This window comes from Streptomyces sp. NPDC056987 (assembly GCF_042673865.1).
GTDB lineage: Bacteria > Actinomycetota > Actinomycetes > Streptomycetales > Streptomycetaceae > Streptomyces.
The window spans coordinates 141,291-157,965 of the sequence record NZ_JBHURV010000015.1; the positions used below are offsets into that span (position 1 = coordinate 141,291).

At 72.1% G+C, this 16,675-nt stretch carries 18 protein-coding genes; 14 read left to right on the top strand and 4 right to left on the bottom strand.

Going from position 1 to position 16,675, the window contains the following annotated elements; genetic code table 11:
• Positions 1–3: 3 nt before the first annotated feature.
• Positions 4–531, bottom strand: a complete 528-nt coding sequence (locus ACFTZC_RS19560; protein WP_382891299.1) for a DUF4396 domain-containing protein — start codon at positions 529–531, stop codon at positions 4–6.
• Positions 532–689: 158 nt separating this feature from the next.
• On the opposite strand from ACFTZC_RS19560, the gene ACFTZC_RS19565 reads away from it, so the two are divergent.
• The 3 genes from ACFTZC_RS19565 (at position 690) to ACFTZC_RS19575 (ending at position 3,675) form a co-directional block, all read left to right on the top strand.
• Positions 690–1,181, top strand: coding sequence for a DUF6153 family protein (locus tag ACFTZC_RS19565; protein WP_382891301.1), 492 nt, complete (start codon positions 690–692; stop codon positions 1,179–1,181).
• Between the two features lie 95 nt (positions 1,182–1,276).
• Positions 1,277–1,951: a DUF305 domain-containing protein gene (locus tag ACFTZC_RS19570; RefSeq protein ID WP_382891303.1), complete on the top strand. Its 675-nt coding sequence runs from the start codon at positions 1,277–1,279 to the stop codon at positions 1,949–1,951.
• Positions 1,952–2,073: 122 nt separating this feature from the next.
• A complete protein-coding gene (locus tag ACFTZC_RS19575) occupies positions 2,074–3,675 on the top strand; it encodes a multicopper oxidase family protein (RefSeq protein ID WP_382891305.1) in 1,602 nt (533 codons plus the stop codon).
• 60 nt (positions 3,676–3,735) lie between these two features.
• On the opposite strand, the gene ACFTZC_RS19580 is transcribed toward ACFTZC_RS19575, so the two are convergent.
• The 3 genes from ACFTZC_RS19580 to ACFTZC_RS19590 form a co-directional block, all read right to left on the bottom strand.
• The gene (locus ACFTZC_RS19580; RefSeq protein WP_382891307.1) at positions 3,736–5,823 is read right to left on the bottom strand and encodes a pectinesterase family protein; all 2,088 of its coding nucleotides are present in this window, start codon (positions 5,821–5,823) and stop codon (positions 3,736–3,738) included.
• A 153-nt stretch (positions 5,824–5,976) separates the two neighbouring features.
• Positions 5,977–6,216 (bottom strand): acyl-CoA carboxylase epsilon subunit, encoded by a 240-nt coding sequence (locus ACFTZC_RS19585; protein ID WP_382891309.1) that lies wholly within the window; start codon positions 6,214–6,216, stop codon positions 5,977–5,979.
• A complete protein-coding gene (locus tag ACFTZC_RS19590) occupies positions 6,213–7,811 on the bottom strand; it encodes an acyl-CoA carboxylase subunit beta (protein ID WP_382891311.1) in 1,599 nt (532 codons plus the stop codon). The genes ACFTZC_RS19585 and ACFTZC_RS19590 overlap by 4 nt, the downstream gene beginning before the upstream one ends.
• 145 nt (positions 7,812–7,956) lie before the next feature.
• Here ACFTZC_RS19590 and ACFTZC_RS19595 point away from each other — a divergent pair, with 145 nt between their 5' ends.
• From ACFTZC_RS19595 to ACFTZC_RS19645, 11 genes are all read left to right on the top strand, one after another.
• Positions 7,957–8,961: an acyltransferase domain-containing protein gene (locus ACFTZC_RS19595; RefSeq protein WP_382891313.1), complete on the top strand. Its 1,005-nt coding sequence runs from the start codon at positions 7,957–7,959 to the stop codon at positions 8,959–8,961.
• A 153-nt stretch (positions 8,962–9,114) separates the two neighbouring features.
• Positions 9,115–9,855, top strand: a complete 741-nt coding sequence (fabG, locus tag ACFTZC_RS19600) for a 3-oxoacyl-ACP reductase FabG (RefSeq protein WP_382891315.1) — start codon at positions 9,115–9,117, stop codon at positions 9,853–9,855.
• Positions 9,852–11,324 carry a peptide MFS transporter gene (locus tag ACFTZC_RS19605; RefSeq protein ID WP_382891317.1) on the top strand — a complete coding sequence of 491 codons (1,473 nt, stop codon included), beginning with the start codon at positions 9,852–9,854 and terminating at the stop codon, positions 11,322–11,324. Before fabG ends, ACFTZC_RS19605 begins: the two co-directional genes overlap by 4 nt.
• A gap of 239 nt (positions 11,325–11,563) precedes the next feature.
• Entirely contained in the window at positions 11,564–11,884 is a 321-nt protein-coding gene (locus ACFTZC_RS19610; protein ID WP_382891319.1) for a TcmI family type II polyketide cyclase, read from the top strand.
• Between the two features lie 110 nt (positions 11,885–11,994).
• Positions 11,995–12,420: a cupin domain-containing protein gene (locus tag ACFTZC_RS19615; protein WP_382891321.1), complete on the top strand. Its 426-nt coding sequence runs from the start codon at positions 11,995–11,997 to the stop codon at positions 12,418–12,420.
• Positions 12,417–13,694, top strand: a complete 1,278-nt coding sequence (locus ACFTZC_RS19620) for a beta-ketoacyl-[acyl-carrier-protein] synthase family protein (RefSeq protein ID WP_382891323.1) — start codon at positions 12,417–12,419, stop codon at positions 13,692–13,694. The genes ACFTZC_RS19615 and ACFTZC_RS19620 overlap by 4 nt, the downstream gene beginning before the upstream one ends.
• Before the next feature lie 92 nt (positions 13,695–13,786).
• Positions 13,787–14,983, top strand: coding sequence for a ketosynthase chain-length factor (locus ACFTZC_RS19625; RefSeq protein WP_382891390.1), 1,197 nt, complete (start codon positions 13,787–13,789; stop codon positions 14,981–14,983).
• A gap of 99 nt (positions 14,984–15,082) precedes the next feature.
• Positions 15,083–15,337 carry an acyl carrier protein gene (locus tag ACFTZC_RS19630; protein ID WP_382891325.1) on the top strand — a complete coding sequence of 85 codons (255 nt, stop codon included), beginning with the start codon at positions 15,083–15,085 and terminating at the stop codon, positions 15,335–15,337.
• Between the two features lies 1 nt (position 15,338).
• Positions 15,339–15,800 carry an SRPBCC family protein gene (locus tag ACFTZC_RS19635; protein WP_382891327.1) on the top strand — a complete coding sequence of 154 codons (462 nt, stop codon included), beginning with the start codon at positions 15,339–15,341 and terminating at the stop codon, positions 15,798–15,800.
• Positions 15,797–16,186 (top strand): antibiotic biosynthesis monooxygenase family protein, encoded by a 390-nt coding sequence (locus ACFTZC_RS19640; RefSeq protein WP_382891329.1) that lies wholly within the window; start codon positions 15,797–15,799, stop codon positions 16,184–16,186. Before ACFTZC_RS19635 ends, ACFTZC_RS19640 begins: the two co-directional genes overlap by 4 nt.
• A complete protein-coding gene (locus ACFTZC_RS19645) occupies positions 16,183–16,617 on the top strand; it encodes an SCP2 sterol-binding domain-containing protein (protein ID WP_382891331.1) in 435 nt (144 codons plus the stop codon). Before ACFTZC_RS19640 ends, ACFTZC_RS19645 begins: the two co-directional genes overlap by 4 nt.
• Positions 16,618–16,675: the final 58 nt, after the last annotated feature.

Genomic DNA, 16,675 nt, shown 5'->3' on the forward strand with positions numbered 1-16,675 from the left:
CGGTCAGTGGTAGGCGTGGACGACCGCGTGGCCCTTGCCCCGGCCGATCAGCCAGCGGTTGACCGGCACGGTCAGCACGAAGGCGACGGCCAGGGCGAAGGCCAGCGCTCCCCAGAACAGGAAGGTGGTGAGCCCCGCGTCCATCACCCCGGGGACGGTGAGCATGACCCCGTTGTCGACGAGTTCCATGACGGCGATGGAGAGGGTGTCGGCGGCCAGCGCCACCCTCAGGGCCTGCCGGACGGGCACCCCCGCCTTCAGGACACCGCGCATCGTGAGCGCGTAACCGAAGACGAAGGCCAGGGCGATGGCGAGGACGATGGTGGCACCGGCGGACAGGCCGGCCGCGGTGCCGATGACCATGCCCAGGACCTCGCCGATGGCGCACCCGGTCAGGCAGTGCAGCGTCGCCTGGGAGGCGGTGCGCCAGGAAGACTGCGACGCAGACGGGTGTCCAGCGTGCTCGCCGTGCCCGCCGTGCCCGCCGTGCCCGCCGTGCTCGCCGTGCTCGTGATGACTTGAGTGGTCCATGACTCCTCCGTGGCTCCTGCGCCGGCCGTGTACCGAGATCTGGCTCACATCGATCGGCAATCTATACCCCTCTAGGGTATGGTGTCATCGGGTTTCCCGGCTTCTCGGCCCTTCACCCCTCGGCCTGTCGGCTACGGTGGGAAACCGAACGGAGAGTGATGATCGCGAGCAGGTACGCACGGGTGGGTGGTGTCGTCGGACACCTCCTGCTGGTCGTCGTGCTCGCGCTCGGGGTGTTCGCCATGCACACGCTGGGGCACCCCGAAGGCACGTCGAGCGCGGCCACCGGAGCGTCCTCCTCCCATATGGGCGGCCCCGCGGCCTCCGGTATGAGCACCGGGGACGTCACGGTCGCCGCGGTCGCGACGGACACGAAGGTCGCGACGGACGCGAGGGACGCGAAGGGCCCGGACGACGGTATGGCGTCGGACGATTCCGCGTCCTCCCACGGGTCCTCCACCGGTATGGACATGACCTCCCTGTGTGTCGCCGTGCTCGGCGCCTGGGCACTGGGGGCCCTGCTGTACACGGCGTTCACGCGCCGGCCGGGGCTGCCGGGCGTACATCTGCCGAAGGCCGTCTTCTCGCCGCGCCCCGGCCCTCCACCCCGCCCGCCCGATCTCACCGAACTGTCGGTCCTGCGGACCTAGGCCGGCCCGCGCCCCGGACGCGCCCTGTCGCGCCGCCCGGAGACACGTCGTGCCCACAGATCCGCAGAATGACTTCACAGCAAGGTGTATTCGTCATGGCCTACTTCAAACACGTCTCGTCGCGCCCGTTCGCCCGCCGTCTCGCCCTCGTCGGCGTCCTGGCGGCCGGAGCCCTGACGCTGACCGCCTGTGGCGGCGGCGAGGAGCACGACATGGCCGGCATGGACGGCGACAAGACGTCCGCCGCGGCCACCACCGGCTCGGAGAAGAGCCCCGGGGCCGGTGCCTTCAACGACGCGGACGTGACGTTCGCGCAGTCGATGATCCCGCACCACGAGCAGGCCCTGGAGATGTCCGCGCTGGCCGAAGGCCGCGCCTCGGACGCGGAGATCAAGAAGCTCGCCGGGGAGATCGAGAAGGCTCAGGACCCCGAGATCCGGACGATGACGGGCTGGCTGAAGTCCTGGGGCAAGGAAGTGCCCGCCTCGGATGCGTCGGACAGCATGCCCGGCATGGACCACGGTGGTGACTCCGCCATGTCCGGGATGATGTCCGAGCAGGACATGGCCGACCTCAAGGCCGCCAAGGGCACGAAATTCGACCGCAAGTTCGCGGAGCTGATGATCGCCCACCACAAGGGCGCGATCACCATGGCCGAGGACGAGCAGAAGAACGGTCGCGACGCGACGGCGAAGAAGCTCGCCGGTGACGTCGTCCGCACCCAGTCCGCCGAGGTCGACACGTTCCAGAAGATCCTCGACCGGCTCTGATCCCTCCCCCACCCGACGCGCGGCTGTTCCGGGCCCGCCCCTGTGCGGGCCCGGAACAGCCGCGCCCCGCGGGGCACCGTGCGGCAACGCCCGCGGGAGCAGCACCTCGGAGGACACCCCGAATGAACAGCATCAACCGACGCTCCGTCCTGCTCGCCGGACTCGGGGCCGCCGGCGCCGGCGCGCTCACCGCCTGCGGCGGCCCCGGCTCGTCCACCGCACTGGTCCGCCCGTCGGACCCGGCGGTCACCGCCACCGAGAAGAAGCGCCCCACCAGCGGACGGGAGCGGAAGGTCACGCTGACCGCCGCGCCCGCCAGGGTCGACCTGGGCGGCGGCGTCACGCCCAGGACCTGGGCGTACGACGGCCGCGCCCCGGGCAAGGAGATCCGGGTCTCCGTCGGCGACACCCTGGTGGCCGAACTGTCCAACCAGCTCCCCGACCGGACCGCCACGTCGATCCACTGGCACGGCCTCGCCCTGCGCAACGACATGGACGGCGTGCCACCGGCCACCCAGACCGCCGTACGGGCCGGCTCCGCCTTCACCTACCGGTTCATCGCCGACGCGCCCGGCACCTACTTCTTCCACCCGCACGTCGGCGTCCAGCTCGACCGCGGCCTGTACGCCCCGCTGATCGTCGACGACCCCAAGGAGCCCCTCGCCTACGACGACGAATGGGTCGTCGTCCTGGACGACTGGGTCGACGGCGTCACCGGCACCCCGGACGACGTCTTCGCGGAACTCAGGCGAGGCATGGGCGGAATGGACGGAATGGACGGAATGGACCACGGCGACATGGGAGGCATGAGCGGGCACAGCGCAAGCGCTTCCGCCTCGCCCTCGTCATCAGCGTCACCTTCGTCGGCCTCGTCACCCGCCCCGACCGGTTTCATGCTCATGGGCGCCACCAGCGCGCTGCTCGGAGGTGACGCCGGGGACGTGAAGTACCCGCACCACCTCGTCAACGGCCGGGTGGCGACCGACCCGGCCGTCCACACCGGCCGGCCCGGCGACCGGGTCCGCCTGCGGATCGTCAACGCGGGCTCGGACACCGCCTACCGCGTCGCCCTCGGCGGCCACCGACTGACCGTCACCCACACCGACGGCTTCCCGGTCGAGCACCGGGACGTGGACGCGCTGCTGATCGGCATGGGCGAACGCTACGACGTCCTGGTCACCCTGGGCGACGGGGTGTTCCCGCTCGTCGCCCGGGCCGAGGGCAAGGACGCGAACGGCCTGGCCCTCGTGCGTACCGGCTCCGGCGGCAAGCCCCCCGCGACCGTCCGCCCGAAGGAACTCGACGGCGTGATCCTGACCGCCTCCCAGCTCCGCGCCGCCGAGGGCGCCCGGCTCCCGACCGCCAGGACCGACACCACGCACCGGATCGAGCTGACCGGCGGCATGGCCGCGTACAACTGGGCCATCAACGGCAAGCCGTTCGACATGGGTGATCCCGAAGCGCGTCCGATCCTCGTCGAGGAGGGACAGCGCGTACGGCTCGACTTCGTCAACGACACCGACATGTGGCACCCCATGCACCTGCACGGCCACACGTACCAGCTCGGCGCCTCCGGACCGCGCAAGGACACCGCGATCGTGCTGCCCGGGAAGAAACTGTCCGTCCACTTCGACGCCGACAACCCCGGCCAGTGGATGCTCCACTGCCACAACGCGTACCACGGGGAGGCCGGGATGATGGCGAACCTGGCCTACCGCGCCTGACCTCACCTGACGGCGCCCGGCCCGCGGCGGACGGGCCGGGCGCCGCGACCGACAGCCCGCTCAGCCGGCCGTGGGCGTCCAGTCGCCCAGCCAGTCCGCGACCTCCTGGCCCGCCGCCTGGGAGTCGCTGAGGTGCGGCCGGTCGCCGCTCGCGGAGCCGGAGCCGGGGCCGGTGTTCTTGTACTCGGCGAAGCGGTCGTCCTTCCACGAGAAGCCGCTCATGTCGGTCCACGGGGTCGTCCTGATCGCGGCGCTCAGCGTGGACTCGCGGACGGTGGTCTGCGGGTCGAGGGAGGCGTCGCCGCCCGCGTGCCAGGGCCGGCCCAGGTAGAAGGTGGCCGAGGACACGTCACCGTTGACGGTCGAGCGGTTGATGAGGATGCCCTTGCGGCCCGCGGCGGTGCTCGGCGCGGTGATGTACCCGGCCGAACTGCCGTCCCAGCGCTTCTTGAGGGTGATCACGGACCTGTCGATCACGGCGCTGGCGCGGCCGAAGATGAAGTCGACGTTGCCCGTGACATAGGAGTTGGTGACATAGACCCGGCCGAGCCGGTCCTTGGCCGCGGTGTCCAGCAGCAGGGTGTCCTGGTCGCCGTTGACGATGACCCCGTCGAGGAAGACCTTGTCCGCGGCGGTGCGCAGGGCGACTGCCTGATGACCGGAGAGGCCCTGGTTCCTCGCCTCGTCGAAGTCGTTGCTGATGGTCAGGTTGCGGGCCTGGAAGTCGTCGGCCTCGACGGCGACGCTCGCGCTGCCACTGGTGCCGTACGTACCCCCGTCCGGCTTCGCGGTGCCCGCCGCGTTGTTGTACACGATCTCGGTGTCCTTGCGACTGGCGCCCGAGCCCTGGATGGTGACATGCGGCTTGTTCGAGGGGACCTTGACGGTCTCGCGGTACGTACCGGGCTTGACCAGGATGACGACCCGGGAGGCGTTGCCCGCCGGTACGGCGTCGACGGCCTTCTGCACGCTGGTGTACTGGCCGCTGCCGTCCTTGGCGACGGTGATCGTGGTCGCGGCGGCCGTACGTTCCGCACCCACCGCACCCGCCGCGTCCACCGCCCCGATCGCACTACGCGGCCCCGTCCCGGACCTGAGAAGCGCCGGGACATCGGCGGCCTTGTCGAGCGTGTAGCTGTAGTACGCCTTCGGGTCGAACGCCGTACCGCCGCTCTCGTTGCGCCCGCTCGTACCGGAGAAGACGTTCCCCCGCTGGACGACGGAGGCGGTGGAGTCCTTCTGGACCGGGTTCTTCATGCCCTGGAAGTAGCTGTTCTCCAGGACCATCTTCGTGTTCCCGCGCGAGTAGTTGCCGTAGGAGGAGTTGATGGCGGTGCCCGCCACGTCCTCCAGGTAGTTGTTGTAGAGGTGCGCCTGAGCGACGTTGTCGGTGGACGGATTGCGCTGCTCGGTCTCGCGGAACCAGTTGTGGTGGATGGTGAGGGCGGCGGTGACGTTCTCGGTCCAACCGATGCCGAACGTCTTGTTGTTGTCGCTCAGCTTGTTCCAGGACACCGTCACGTACGTGGTGTCCTTGCGGCTGTCGATGAGCCCGTCGGCCATCCGCCGGAAGTCGTTGTGGTCGATCCACACATGGTGGGCGCCGTCCATCTGGATGCCGTCGAAGTCGTGGTCCTTGTCGTTCCAGATGCCCTGGTACGCGTCACGGATCGTCAGGTTACGGATGATCACGTTGTGCACGCCCTGGCCGAGGAAGAACCCACCGCCGACGATCTGCCCGGAGGTCCCCCGGCCCACGATCGTCTTGTCCGAGGCGACCTTGATCTCCTTGCCGACCGGGTTCATGGTGAGGGCCGCGGCCACGACGATGACGTACGGCTCCGCGGCGGTGGCGTACTTCTCCAGATCCGCGGTCGTCGTCACGGTGACGGTCCTGCCGTCCCGTCCGCCGTACGTCCCGTTCTGGCCGAGGGCGTTGACGGAGGCGAACCCGTCCGCCACATCGGCGGCCCAGGCGGGGGCGGCGGCCGGAACCGCCGCGGCGACCGTCCGCTGCCCGTCCGCCGGGAACGTCCCGGGGCCGCTGCCGTACGCCATGACCCCGGCGGCGGCGAGGGCCAGCGGGACACCGGCGGCCAGGGTGGTCCACCGCTTGCGGGGGCGGGCCGTACTGCGTATCTCACTCATGGATTCTTCCGATCTGTGTCGGACACGGTGGGGGAAGAGATACGGAGTGGTTGCCGCCGGGGCGGCGAAGGTTGCCGCTGCCGCGCACCGGCCCTGGACAAGGCGCCTCCTGCCTGATGGTCTCCGAGCAACAGGCCCGCTTCCCGCGCGGATTCAGCCCGGGGACGACTCCCGCCACTGCGGGCCCGCGGCAGCCGCCCAGGCGGGGGCCGACGCCCTGAAGGGGCGGGCCGCGACCGGCCAGGCGGCCCTCGGCGGGTCCGACGGGGGGCCGGGGTCCCGTCGGGTGGCGGCCAGGGCGGTGAGGACCACCAGGACGGCGGCCAGTTCCTCGGGGCGGGGCGCGCCCCGCACGAAGCGCACCGGGGCGGTGAGGTCGCGGGGCGCCGTCACTGCGGCTGGTTCCCGTGTTTGCGGCTCGGCAGCGGGGCGTGCTTCGCACGGAGCATGGCGAGCGCGCCGATCAGCCGGGCCCGGGTCTCGGACGGGTCGATGACGCTGTCGACGAGCCCGCGTTCGGCCGCGTAGTAGGGGTGCATCAGCTCCGTGCGGTACTCCTTGACCAGCCGGGCCCGGGTGGCCTCGGGGTCGGCGGCGGCCGCGATCTCCCGCCGGAAGATCACGCCGGCCGCGCCCTCCGCCCCCATCACCGCGATCTCGTTGTGCGGCCAGGCCAGTGACACATCCGTCCCGATGGAGCGGGAGTCCATGACGATGTACGCACCGCCGTACGCCTTGCGCAGGATCACCTGGACCCGGGGCACGGTGGCATTGCAGTACGCGTACAGCAGCTTGGCGCCGTGCCGGATGATGCCGCCGTGCTCCTGGTCCACGCCGGGCAGGAAACCGGGCACGTCGACGAGGGTCACCAGCGGGATGTTGAAGGCGTCGCAGGTCTGCACGAACCGCGCGGCCTTTTCGGAGGCGTTGATGTCCAGCACTCCGGCGAGCGCGGCGGGCTGGTTGGCGACGACACCGACGACCCGGCCGTCCAGCCGGGCCAGGGCGCACACGATGTTGGTGGCCCAGTTCTCCTGCACCTCGAAGAAGTCGCCGTCGTCGACCACCTCCGCGATCACCGCCCGCATGTCGTACGAGCGCCCCGGGTCGGCGGGCACCAGGTCCAGCAGTGCGGCGGTGCGGCGGTCCGCCGGATCGGAAGGAGGCTCGGCGGGCGGGAGTTCGCGGTTGTTGGCCGGCAGGAGCGACAGCAGGTGCCGGACGTCCTCCAGGCAGGACGCCTCGTCGTCGTACGCGAAGTGCGCCACACCCGACAGTGACGCATGGGTGTCCGCGCCGCCCAGCCGCTCGTGCGAGACGACCTCGCCGGTCACCGTCTGCACCACGTCGGGGCCCGTGATGAACATCTGCGCGGTGCCGCGCACCATGAACACGAAGTCGGTCAGGGCGGGCGAGTAGGCGGCCCCGCCGGCGCAGGGGCCCAGGATCACGCTGATCTGCGGGATGACCCCGGAGTTGCGGACGTTGCGGGTGAAGATCCCGCCGTAGCCGGCCAGGGCCGTGACACCCTCCTGGATCCGCGCCCCCGCCCCGTCGCACAGCCCGACGAGCGGGGCGCCCGCGGACTCCGCGAGATCCATCAGCTTGTGGATCTTCTCCGCGTGGGCCTCGCCGAGGGCGCCGCCGAAGATACGGAAGTCATGGGCGTAGGCGAAGACGGTACGGCCGTGCACCCGGCCCCATCCGGTGACCACGCCGTCGGTGTGCGGCCGGCGGTGCTCCAGGCCGAAGCCGGTCGCGCGGTGCCGGCGCAGTTCCTCGGTCTCGGTGAACGTCCCCTCGTCGAAGAGGGTGGCGAGGCGTTCCCGGGCGGTCAGCTTGCCCTTCGCGTGCTGGGCCTCGGTCGCCCGCTCACTGGGCCCCCGCCGCACCTGCTCGCGCAGATCGGCGAGTTCGGCGACCCGGTCGGTGGGACGGCTGTCCTGGGCGGTTCCGGTGCCCGCCGGCGATTCGTCGACAACGCTCATGCCGGACAGCGTGCACCCGGACGCTCAAGACGGGCTCGACAGCGCCTCCAACCACGGATGGAGAACGGCTCCACCTCACCCCGCCAGTCTTACGGGCATGTCATCGTCATCCGGTCGTGAGTGTCCTGGGCGTTCCGTCGTCCTGATGTTCCCGGGGACCGGCGCGCAGCACGCCCGTATGGCGGCCGGCCTGTACGGTCGCGAGCCGGTCTTCACCGACGCCGTCGACGCCGTACTGGATCCGCTGGGTCGGGCGGGCCGGGCGGCCCGCGCCGACTGGCTGACGCGCGAGCCCGCGCCGCCGCTCGACGCGGACGTCCGGGCCGCGCCCCTGCTGTTCGCCGTGGACTACGCCATGGGCCGGCTGGTCGAGAGCTGGGGCGTGCGCCCGGCCGCCTACCTCGGCCACAGCATGGGCGAGTGCGTCGCCGCCGTCCTCGCCGGAGTGTTCTCCCTGTCCGACGCGGTCATGCTGCTGTGGGAGCGGGTCAGGGCACAGCGCGCCGTCCCGCCCGGCGGGATGCTCGCGGTCGCCGCCGGCGCGGCGGAGCTGGCCGCGTATCTGGGCGACGGCGTCGTGGTGGGCGCCGTCAACGCCCCCCGGCACACCGTCCTGTCCGGCCCGGAGCGGGCGCTGCGCGCGGTGGAGCGCCGGCTGGCCTCGGACGGCCGCACCAGTCGGCGGCTGGCCACCCGCACCCCGTACCACAGCCCGGCCCTGGACCCGGTGGCCCGGAAGACCGAGGTCCTGCTGCGCACGGTCGGCCTGCACCCGCCCGCCCTGCCCCTCTACTCCGCGTACCTCGCCCGGCCGGTGCGCCCGGAGGACGCGCTCAGCACGGAGTTCTGGGCGGCGCAGCCGACCGCTCCCGTGCTGTTCCGGCCCACGCTGGAGCGGCTGCTCGGCGACGGCGACCGGATGCTCGTGGAGGCCGGGCCCGGCCGGAGCCTGACCGTCCTGGCGCGCGGGCACCGGGCCGTGCGCTCGGGCCACAGCGCCGTGCTGAGCACCTTGCCGGCGCGCTCCCTGGGCCCCGAGGAGGACCGGCGGGCCGTCCGCGCGGCCAGGGAGCGGCTCGCCGCCGAGGGCCTCCTCGGCGGCGAGCCGGGTCACTCGGGCGTGTTGCCGGTGGACCTGTCTGTCCCGTAAGGGCTGCGCACTCCGTCGTAGGCCAGGTGGAGGACCGTCCCGTCCCGTTTCGAGGCTCCCTCGAGGCCGTTCGCCGATCCTCGCCGTGACCGCGGGCCCTACGCGGTCACGGCGGCCGCCGTGCCGCCGTACCGCCGCCCCTGGGAGGTACGGATGCAGGAGAAACGCTGTGTACTGGTCACCGGCGGATCGCGGGGCATCGGCCGCGCGATCGCCGTCCGGCTGGCCCGCTCGGGCCACGCCGTCGGCTTCTGCTCCCGCGCCGCCGACGAGGCGGCCCTGGAGACCGCGCGTCTGGTGGCCGAGGCGGGCGCCCCCGTCCACCACGTCGTGTGCGACGTCACCGACGCGGACGCGGTCCGCGCCTTCACCGAGGAGTGCGAGGAGAAGCTCGGCCCGCCGTACGGCGTGGTCAACTCGGCCGGTGTCCTGCGGGACCGCCCGATGGCGCTGATGTCCGCGCAGGACTGGCAGGCGGTCGTGGGCACCAGTCTGGACGGCGCGTTCCACGTCTCCCGCGCCGTACTGCGGGGCCTGATCTCCCGGCGGGCGGGCGCGATCGTCAACGTCTCGTCGGTCATCGGCGTGTACGGCAACCCCGGCCAGACCAACTACGCCACCGCGAAGGCCGGCCTCAACGGTCTCACCCGCGCCCTGGCCAAGGAGGTCGCGCCGTACGGGGTGCGGGTCAACGCGGTCGCCCCCGGCTTCATCGAGACCGACATGCTCGACGGCATGACGGCCAGAGCCCGGGAGGCCGCCGTGGGCAGGATCGCCATGCGCCGCTTCGGGACCCCGGAGTCCGTCGCCGAACTGGTGGCGTTCCTGCTCTCCGACGCGGCGGACTACATCACCGGCCAGGTGGTGCGGATCGACGGGGGGATCTCCCTGTGACCGGCCGGCCGGTCACCACCCGCGCCGCGGCCCGCCCCGCCGACCCCCCGGTCTGGACGCTGCTGCGCGAACGCTGGTTCAGCACCCTGTTCCTCACCGACATGTGGGAACGCTTCAGCTTCTACGGCATGCAGGCCCTGCTCTTCCTCTACGCCACCGCGCCCGGGGCGGACGGCGGGCTCGGGCTCTCCGACGGGACGGCGGGCGCCCTGTTCGGGCTGTACGTCTCCGCGTCGTTCCTCGCCGCGATGCCCGGCGGCTGGCTCGGCGACCGGGTCCTCGGCACCCACCGGGCCATGCTGACCGGCGCCCTGGTCATCGCCGCCGGCCACCTGTGCATGACGCTGCCGGCCCAAGCCGGCTTCTACATCGGGCTGGTGTTCGTGGCCGCCGGCACGGGGCTGCTCAAGCCCAACCTCCCCGTGATGTTCGACCAGATGAACCCGGGGGCGGACAGTGCCCGGCGCCGGGCGGCCTTCTCGCTGTTCTACATGAGCATCCAGATCAGCGCGCTGCTCGGTCCGCTGGTCACCGGCGTCCTCGGGGAACGCGTGAACTGGCACCTGGGCTTCGGGGCGGCCGCCGTGGGCATGCTGCTCGGCGTGGGCCAGTACATGCGGGGCGCCTCCTCGTTGAGCGGCGCCCGTACCGGCCCGAGCCGCCCGCTCCCGCCCGCCGCCCTGCGCCGCTTCGTCCGGGGCGCGTGGGCGGTCCTGGCCGGCGCGGTGCTGGTCGTGACCGGTGCGGTGGCGGCCGGCGGGGTTCCGCTGCGGCCGGTGCTGGCGCTGTGCGGGCTGGCCTCGCTGGTGCTGCCGGTCGTCGCCTTCCGCCGGCTGCTGCGCGCCGACGGCCTGGACGCCGCCGCCCGCGAACGGGTCCGCGCCTACCGGGCGGTGTTCGTGCCGTCGGTGCTGTTCTGGGCCATGTACGGCCAACTCGGCTCCGTCTTCAGCCTGTTCGCGCGCGAGCACACCGACCGGGAGGTCGCCGGGTTCGCCGTACCGGCCAGCTGGTTCCAGTCCGCCCACCCGCTGTTCCTGCTTCTGCTGGCGCCGCTGTTCGCCTGGCTGTGGCTGCGGATCGGGGGCCGCGCCGGCACGGCCCGGAAGTTCTCCGCCGGGCTGCTGTGCGCGGCGGGCGGCTTCCTGGTGCTGGCGGCCGGTGCGGGGCTCGCCACGGACAGCCGCCTCGTGTCCCCGCTGTGGCTGCTGGGCGCCTTCCTGTGCATGACGTGCGGGGAGCTGATCTTCGGGCCGGTCGGGCTGAGCACCACCGCCGAGGTCGCGCCGGAGGGCCACCGCAGCCGCATGATGGGCCTGTTCTACCTCGGTGCGGCTCTCGGCGCGGGCGCCGGCGGCCAGTTGTCGCACCTCGTGGGCGTCCTGCCGCTCTGGGCCTACCTGGCGGGATTCGCCGTCACCGCCGCCGCGACGGCTCTTGTCCTGGCCCGCGGAACGGTCCGGATCTGAGACCGGCCGGGTTCTGCGGTCGGGCCGGGTGTCGAGTTGGTCTGGACGCCTCCTCAAGGCGCCCGGACCACCATCGGATGCGGGCCGCCGGACGGAGCCACCGCTCGCTCCGCCGTTGAGGCCGCACCACTGAGGCTCCCTGGCCCCGGCCCGGTTCCAGTTTCTGCTCCTGGCCCCGTTCCAGGCCCTGTTCCTGTCCTAGGCACTTCTCATCGTCCCTGTCCCCAAGGGGGTCCCCAATGGCTCACCGCACCCTCATCGTCGCGCGGATGGACCACGCCGACGCGGACAAGGTGGCGGCACTCTTCGCCGAGTCCGACGCCACCGACCTGCCGCACATGATCGGCGTCCAGCGCCGCACGCTGTTCAGGTTCCACGGCCTGTACTTCCACCTGGTGGAGGCCGAGGACACCATCGGCGACCGCCTCTACCAAGCCCGCAGCCACCCGCTCTACCAGGACGTCAACCTCCGGCTCCAGCAGTACATGACGCCCTACGACCCCGCGTGGCGCGAACCCAAGGACTCGATGGCCGAGCCCTTCTACACCTGGACGCCCTGACGCGACCGCGCTTCCGCGCCTCCGTTCGACCGCTCTTCCGCTCTTCCGCTCTTTCGCCGCACCCCGCCCGTCCATCCGGGATCCCCACTCCCCACCTCTGTGGAGCAACCATGCAGACCACCGACCTCATCAAGGTCGCCCTAGACGACGTGGCCCCCAACCGCAGGCGCGGGGGCGATCTGCGCGTGCTGCTCAGCCCCAAGTCCTGCGGTGCGACGTCCGGCTTCATGGGCGTCGGCACGCTGGAGCCCGGCGACTTCGTCTCCGAGCACTACCACCCGTACTCCGAGGAGTTCTTCCACACCATCCGCGGCCGGATCCTGCTGCGCGTCGAGGGCAAGGAACTGGTGCTGGAGGCGGGTGAGTCCTTCATGGTCCCCATCGGCGTACGGCACCGCATCGAGAACCCGGGCGAGGAGCAGGCCCATGTGGCCTTCTTCCTCAGCCCGCTCGCGCCCCGTCCCGACCTCGGCCACGTCGACTGCGAGCCGTTGCCCGGCGAGGGCACCCTGCCCGAAGTGGGGGACACCCGATGACCACGCCGGGCACCGGCCGCGCGGTGATCACCGGTATCGGAGTCGTGGCCCCGGGCAGACCGGGCCGCGAGGAATTCTGGGAGATGATCGTCAAGGGCCGTACGGCGACCCGGCGCATCACGCTCTTCGACCCCACGCCGTACCGCGGCCGCGTCGGCGCCGAGGTCGACTGGGACCCCGAGCGGGCCGGACTGTCGTACCAGGAGATCCGGCGCACCGACCGAGCCGGCCAGTTCGCGCTGGCCGCCGCCCGGGAGGCGGTCGCCGACAGCGGCCTCGACCTGGCCGCGACGGACCCGCACCGCCGGGGCGTGAGCATCGGCAACGGCGTCGGCAACGCGATCTCCATGGAGCAGGAGTACCGCACCGTCAGCGACAACGGCCGCCGCTGGCTGGTGGACCCGGACTACATGGCGCCGCACCTGTACTCGTACGTGATGTCCAGCTCCCTGGCCACCGAGGTGGCCTGGGCGGTCGGCGCCGAGGGGCCGTCCACCGTGGTCAGCTCGGGCTGCTGTGCCGGCATCGACGCCGTCGGGTACGCCGTCGACCTCATCCGGGAGGGCTCCGCCGAGGTGATGGTCGCCGGGGCCACGGACGCGCCGATCTACCCGGTCACCGTGTCCTGCTTCGACGCCTTGCGCGCCTCCTCCACCAGCAACGACGACCCCGAGCACGCCTGCCGCCCGTTCGACCTGCGGCGCAACGGCCTGGTGCTCGGCGAGGGCTCGGCCGTGTTCGTCGTGGAGGAACTGGAGCACGCGCGCCGCCGCGGGGCCCGGATCTACTGCGAGGTCGCCGGGTACGCGGCCCGCGCCAACGGCTACCACATGACCGGATTGCGGGCCGACGGGCGGGAGATGGGCGAGGCGATCACCGCCGCGCTCGACGAGGCCCGGATCAACCCGGACGAGGTCGACTACGCCAACGCCCACGGCTCCGGTACCCGGCAGAACGACCGGCACGAGACGGCCGCGTACAAGCGCAGCCTCGGCGACCACGCCTACCGGATCCCCGTCAGCTCCATCAAGTCGATGGTCGGGCACTCGCTGGGTTCGATCGGCTCCATCGAGATCGCGGCCAGCGCGCTCGCCATCGACCGGGGCACCGTCCCGCCCACCGCCAACTACGAGGAGCCGGACCCCGAGTGCGACCTGGACTACGTCCCCGGCACCGCGCGCGAGGCGGCCCTGGACGTGGTGCTCAGCGTCGGCAGCGGCTTCGGCGGCTTCCAGAGCGCCGTGGTGCTGGCTTCACCGAGGAGGATCGGGTGAGCGCCGTACAGGAAAGGGCCGCGCAGGAGAAGGCCGTACGGGAAAGGGCCGTACGCGACCGAGCCGTACGCGACCGAGCGGGCGCCCCCGTCATCACCGGGATCGGGGTCGTCGCGCCCAACGGCCTGGACCGGGAGACCTGGTGGCGGGCGACCCTGGAAGGCACGTCGGGGCTGGGCCGGATCAGCCGTTTCGACCCGGCCGGCTACCCGGTCGGCGTCGGGGGCGAGGCCACCGGCTTCGCGCCGGCCGACCACGCCCCGGCCCGGCTGGTCGCCGAGACCGACGCCATGACCCAGTACGCCTTCGCCGCGGCCAACGAGGCTCTCGCCGACGCGGGGGTGGCCGAGGACTCGCTCGCCGACCTGGACATGGCGGTCATCACCGCGAACTCCTCCGGCGGAGTCGAGTTCGGCCAGCGTGAACTGCAGAAGCTGTACTCCGAGGGGCCTCAGGCGGTCGGCGCCTACATGTCCATCGCCTGGTTCTACGCGGCGACCACCGGCCAGCTGTCCATCCGGCACGGCATGCGCGGGCCCTGCGGGGTGCTCTGCTCGGAGCAGGCCGGCGGCCTGGACGCGCTGGCGCAGGCCCGCCGGGTCCTCGCCAAGGGCACCCGTCTTGTCCTGTCCGGCGGCACCGACGCCTCGCTGTCGCCGTACGGTCTGGTCTGCCAGCTCTCCAACGGGCGGCTCAGCGAGGACCCGCGGCCCGACCGCGCGTTCGTGCCGTTCGACCCCGCGGCGCGCGGCTATGTACCCGGGGAGGGCGGGGCGATCCTGGTCGTGGAGAGCGCGGCCGACGCCCGCGCCCGGGGTGCCGGCCGGATCTACGCCGAACTCGCGGGCTACGCCGCGACCACCGACCCGCGCCCCGGCTCGGGCCGCCCGCCGGGCCTCCGGCGCGCACTCGAACTCGCCCTCGACGACGCCGGGACGGCCCCCGGGGACATCGACGTCGTCTTCGCCGACGGCTACGGCGTCCCCGAGCTGGACCGTCAGGAGGCCGAGGCCCTCGCGGAGGTCTTCGGAGCCGCCGGGGTCCCGGTGACCGTCCCCAAGACGATGACCGGCCGCCTCTACGCCGGCGGCGCCGCCCTCGATGTGGCCGCGGCCGCGCTCGCCCTGCGCGACCAGGTGATCCCGCCCTCGGTCAACGTCAGCCCCGACCCCGCCCACCGCCTCGACCTGGTCACCGGCCGGCCCCGCGCGGCCGGTCTGCGCACCGCCGTGGTCCTCGCCCGGGGCTACGGCGGCTTCAACGCGGCCGTGGTGCTGCGCGCGGCGTGACCGGCCGCCCCGTACCCCGTCCGCCGTTTCCAGGGCGACCGCCCGTTTCCCGTTCGATTCACGTGCCCGATTCACGTATCCGGTTCCCAGGAGGAACGCATGAGCAGCATCACCTTCGACGACCTGAAGACGATCATGAGCCGCTGCATCGGGGAGCTCGACGGACAGGAGATCACCGAGGGCGACCTCGGCACCTCCTTCTCCGACCTCGGCTACGACTCCCTCGCGGTGCTGGAGATCGCCAGCCAGCTCCAGCGCGCGTACGGGCTGAAGATCCCGGACGAGGCCATCGAGTCGATGCAGTCCCCGCAGGCCGTGATCGACTACGTCAACACCAGCCTGGCGGCGGTCTGACATGGCCCGTACCGACAACGCGATCGTCGTCGACGCGCCCCTGCAGCTGGTGTGGGACATGACGAACGACGTCGAGACCTGGCCGCAGTTGTTCTCCGAGTACGCGGCGGCCGAGATCCTGGAGCGCGACGGCGCCACCGTCCGCTTCCGGCTCACCCTCCACCCGGACGAGCAGGGCCGGGTCTGGAGCTGGGTCTCCGAGCGCACCCCCGACCCCGTCACCCGTACCGTGCGCGCCCGGCGGATCGAGACCGGCCCGTTCGAGTTCATGGACCTGTACTGGTCCTACGTCCAGACCGACGCCGGCGTGGAGATGCGCTGGCAGCAGGAGTTCACGGTCCGCCAGGGCCTGCCGTTCGGCGACCCCGAGATGACGGAGCGGCTGAACACCAACACCCGCCGGGAGATGGCCCGGGTCAAGGGTCTCGTGGAGGAGGCCGCGCGGCAGGCGGTGGCGCCGTGAGCCCCGGGCTGCGGGTCCTGCTGGAGATCAGGATCGCCCCCGGCCACGAGGCGGAATTCGAGGAGCTGTGGCGCGGCCACGCCGACCTCGTGCGCCGGCTCCCCGACAACCACGGCCAGCAGCTGTACCGGCTGGCCGGCTCGGACGGCTGCTACACGGTGCTGACCGACTGGACGGACGAGCCGTCCTTCCGCGCCTTCGAGCGCAGCGAAGCCCAGCAGGCATACCTCGGACGGCTCTGGCCGATGCGCGAGGGAGGCGGGATGAGCCTGCTGGAACCGCTCCACAAGCTGTCCGGACATGCGCTGTCCGGCCACGAACTGCCCGGCCACGAGACACCCACTGCCGAAGTGTCCGGCCGAAACGAAACGGGAGGAAACGCATGAGTACGCGAGCGGAACAGGTGACCGAGCTGATCGAGCTGGTCGAGTCGGTGCCGGCCAAGGAACTGGAGGCGGCGGTGGCCCGCCGTGAGGGCGGTCTGGACGCCGCCCTCACGCTGATCTTCGACCTCCTCGTGTCGGAGTTCAGCCCGGCGAAGGCCAAGGGCGAGAAGGGCGTCTTCCAGTTCGACATCGTCTCCGGCGAGGGCCAGAAGCTGCATTACGTCCATGTCGAGGCGGGCACCTGCCGTACCGACAAGGGCCTCCACGAGAGCCCGGACATCACCATCGGGATCAAGTTTCCGGACATGCTCGCCATGGGCGTCGGCAAGCTGCCCGGCGCGAAGGCGTTCCTGACCGGGAAGCTGAAGCTGCGCGGCAGCCCGCTGATGGGGACCAAGCTGGGCGAGTGGTTCGACCACCCCGAGGTGTGACGGACGGACGGCGCCCCCATGTAACGGAGAACCGCCGCCGGGCCGGGCCCGGCGGCGG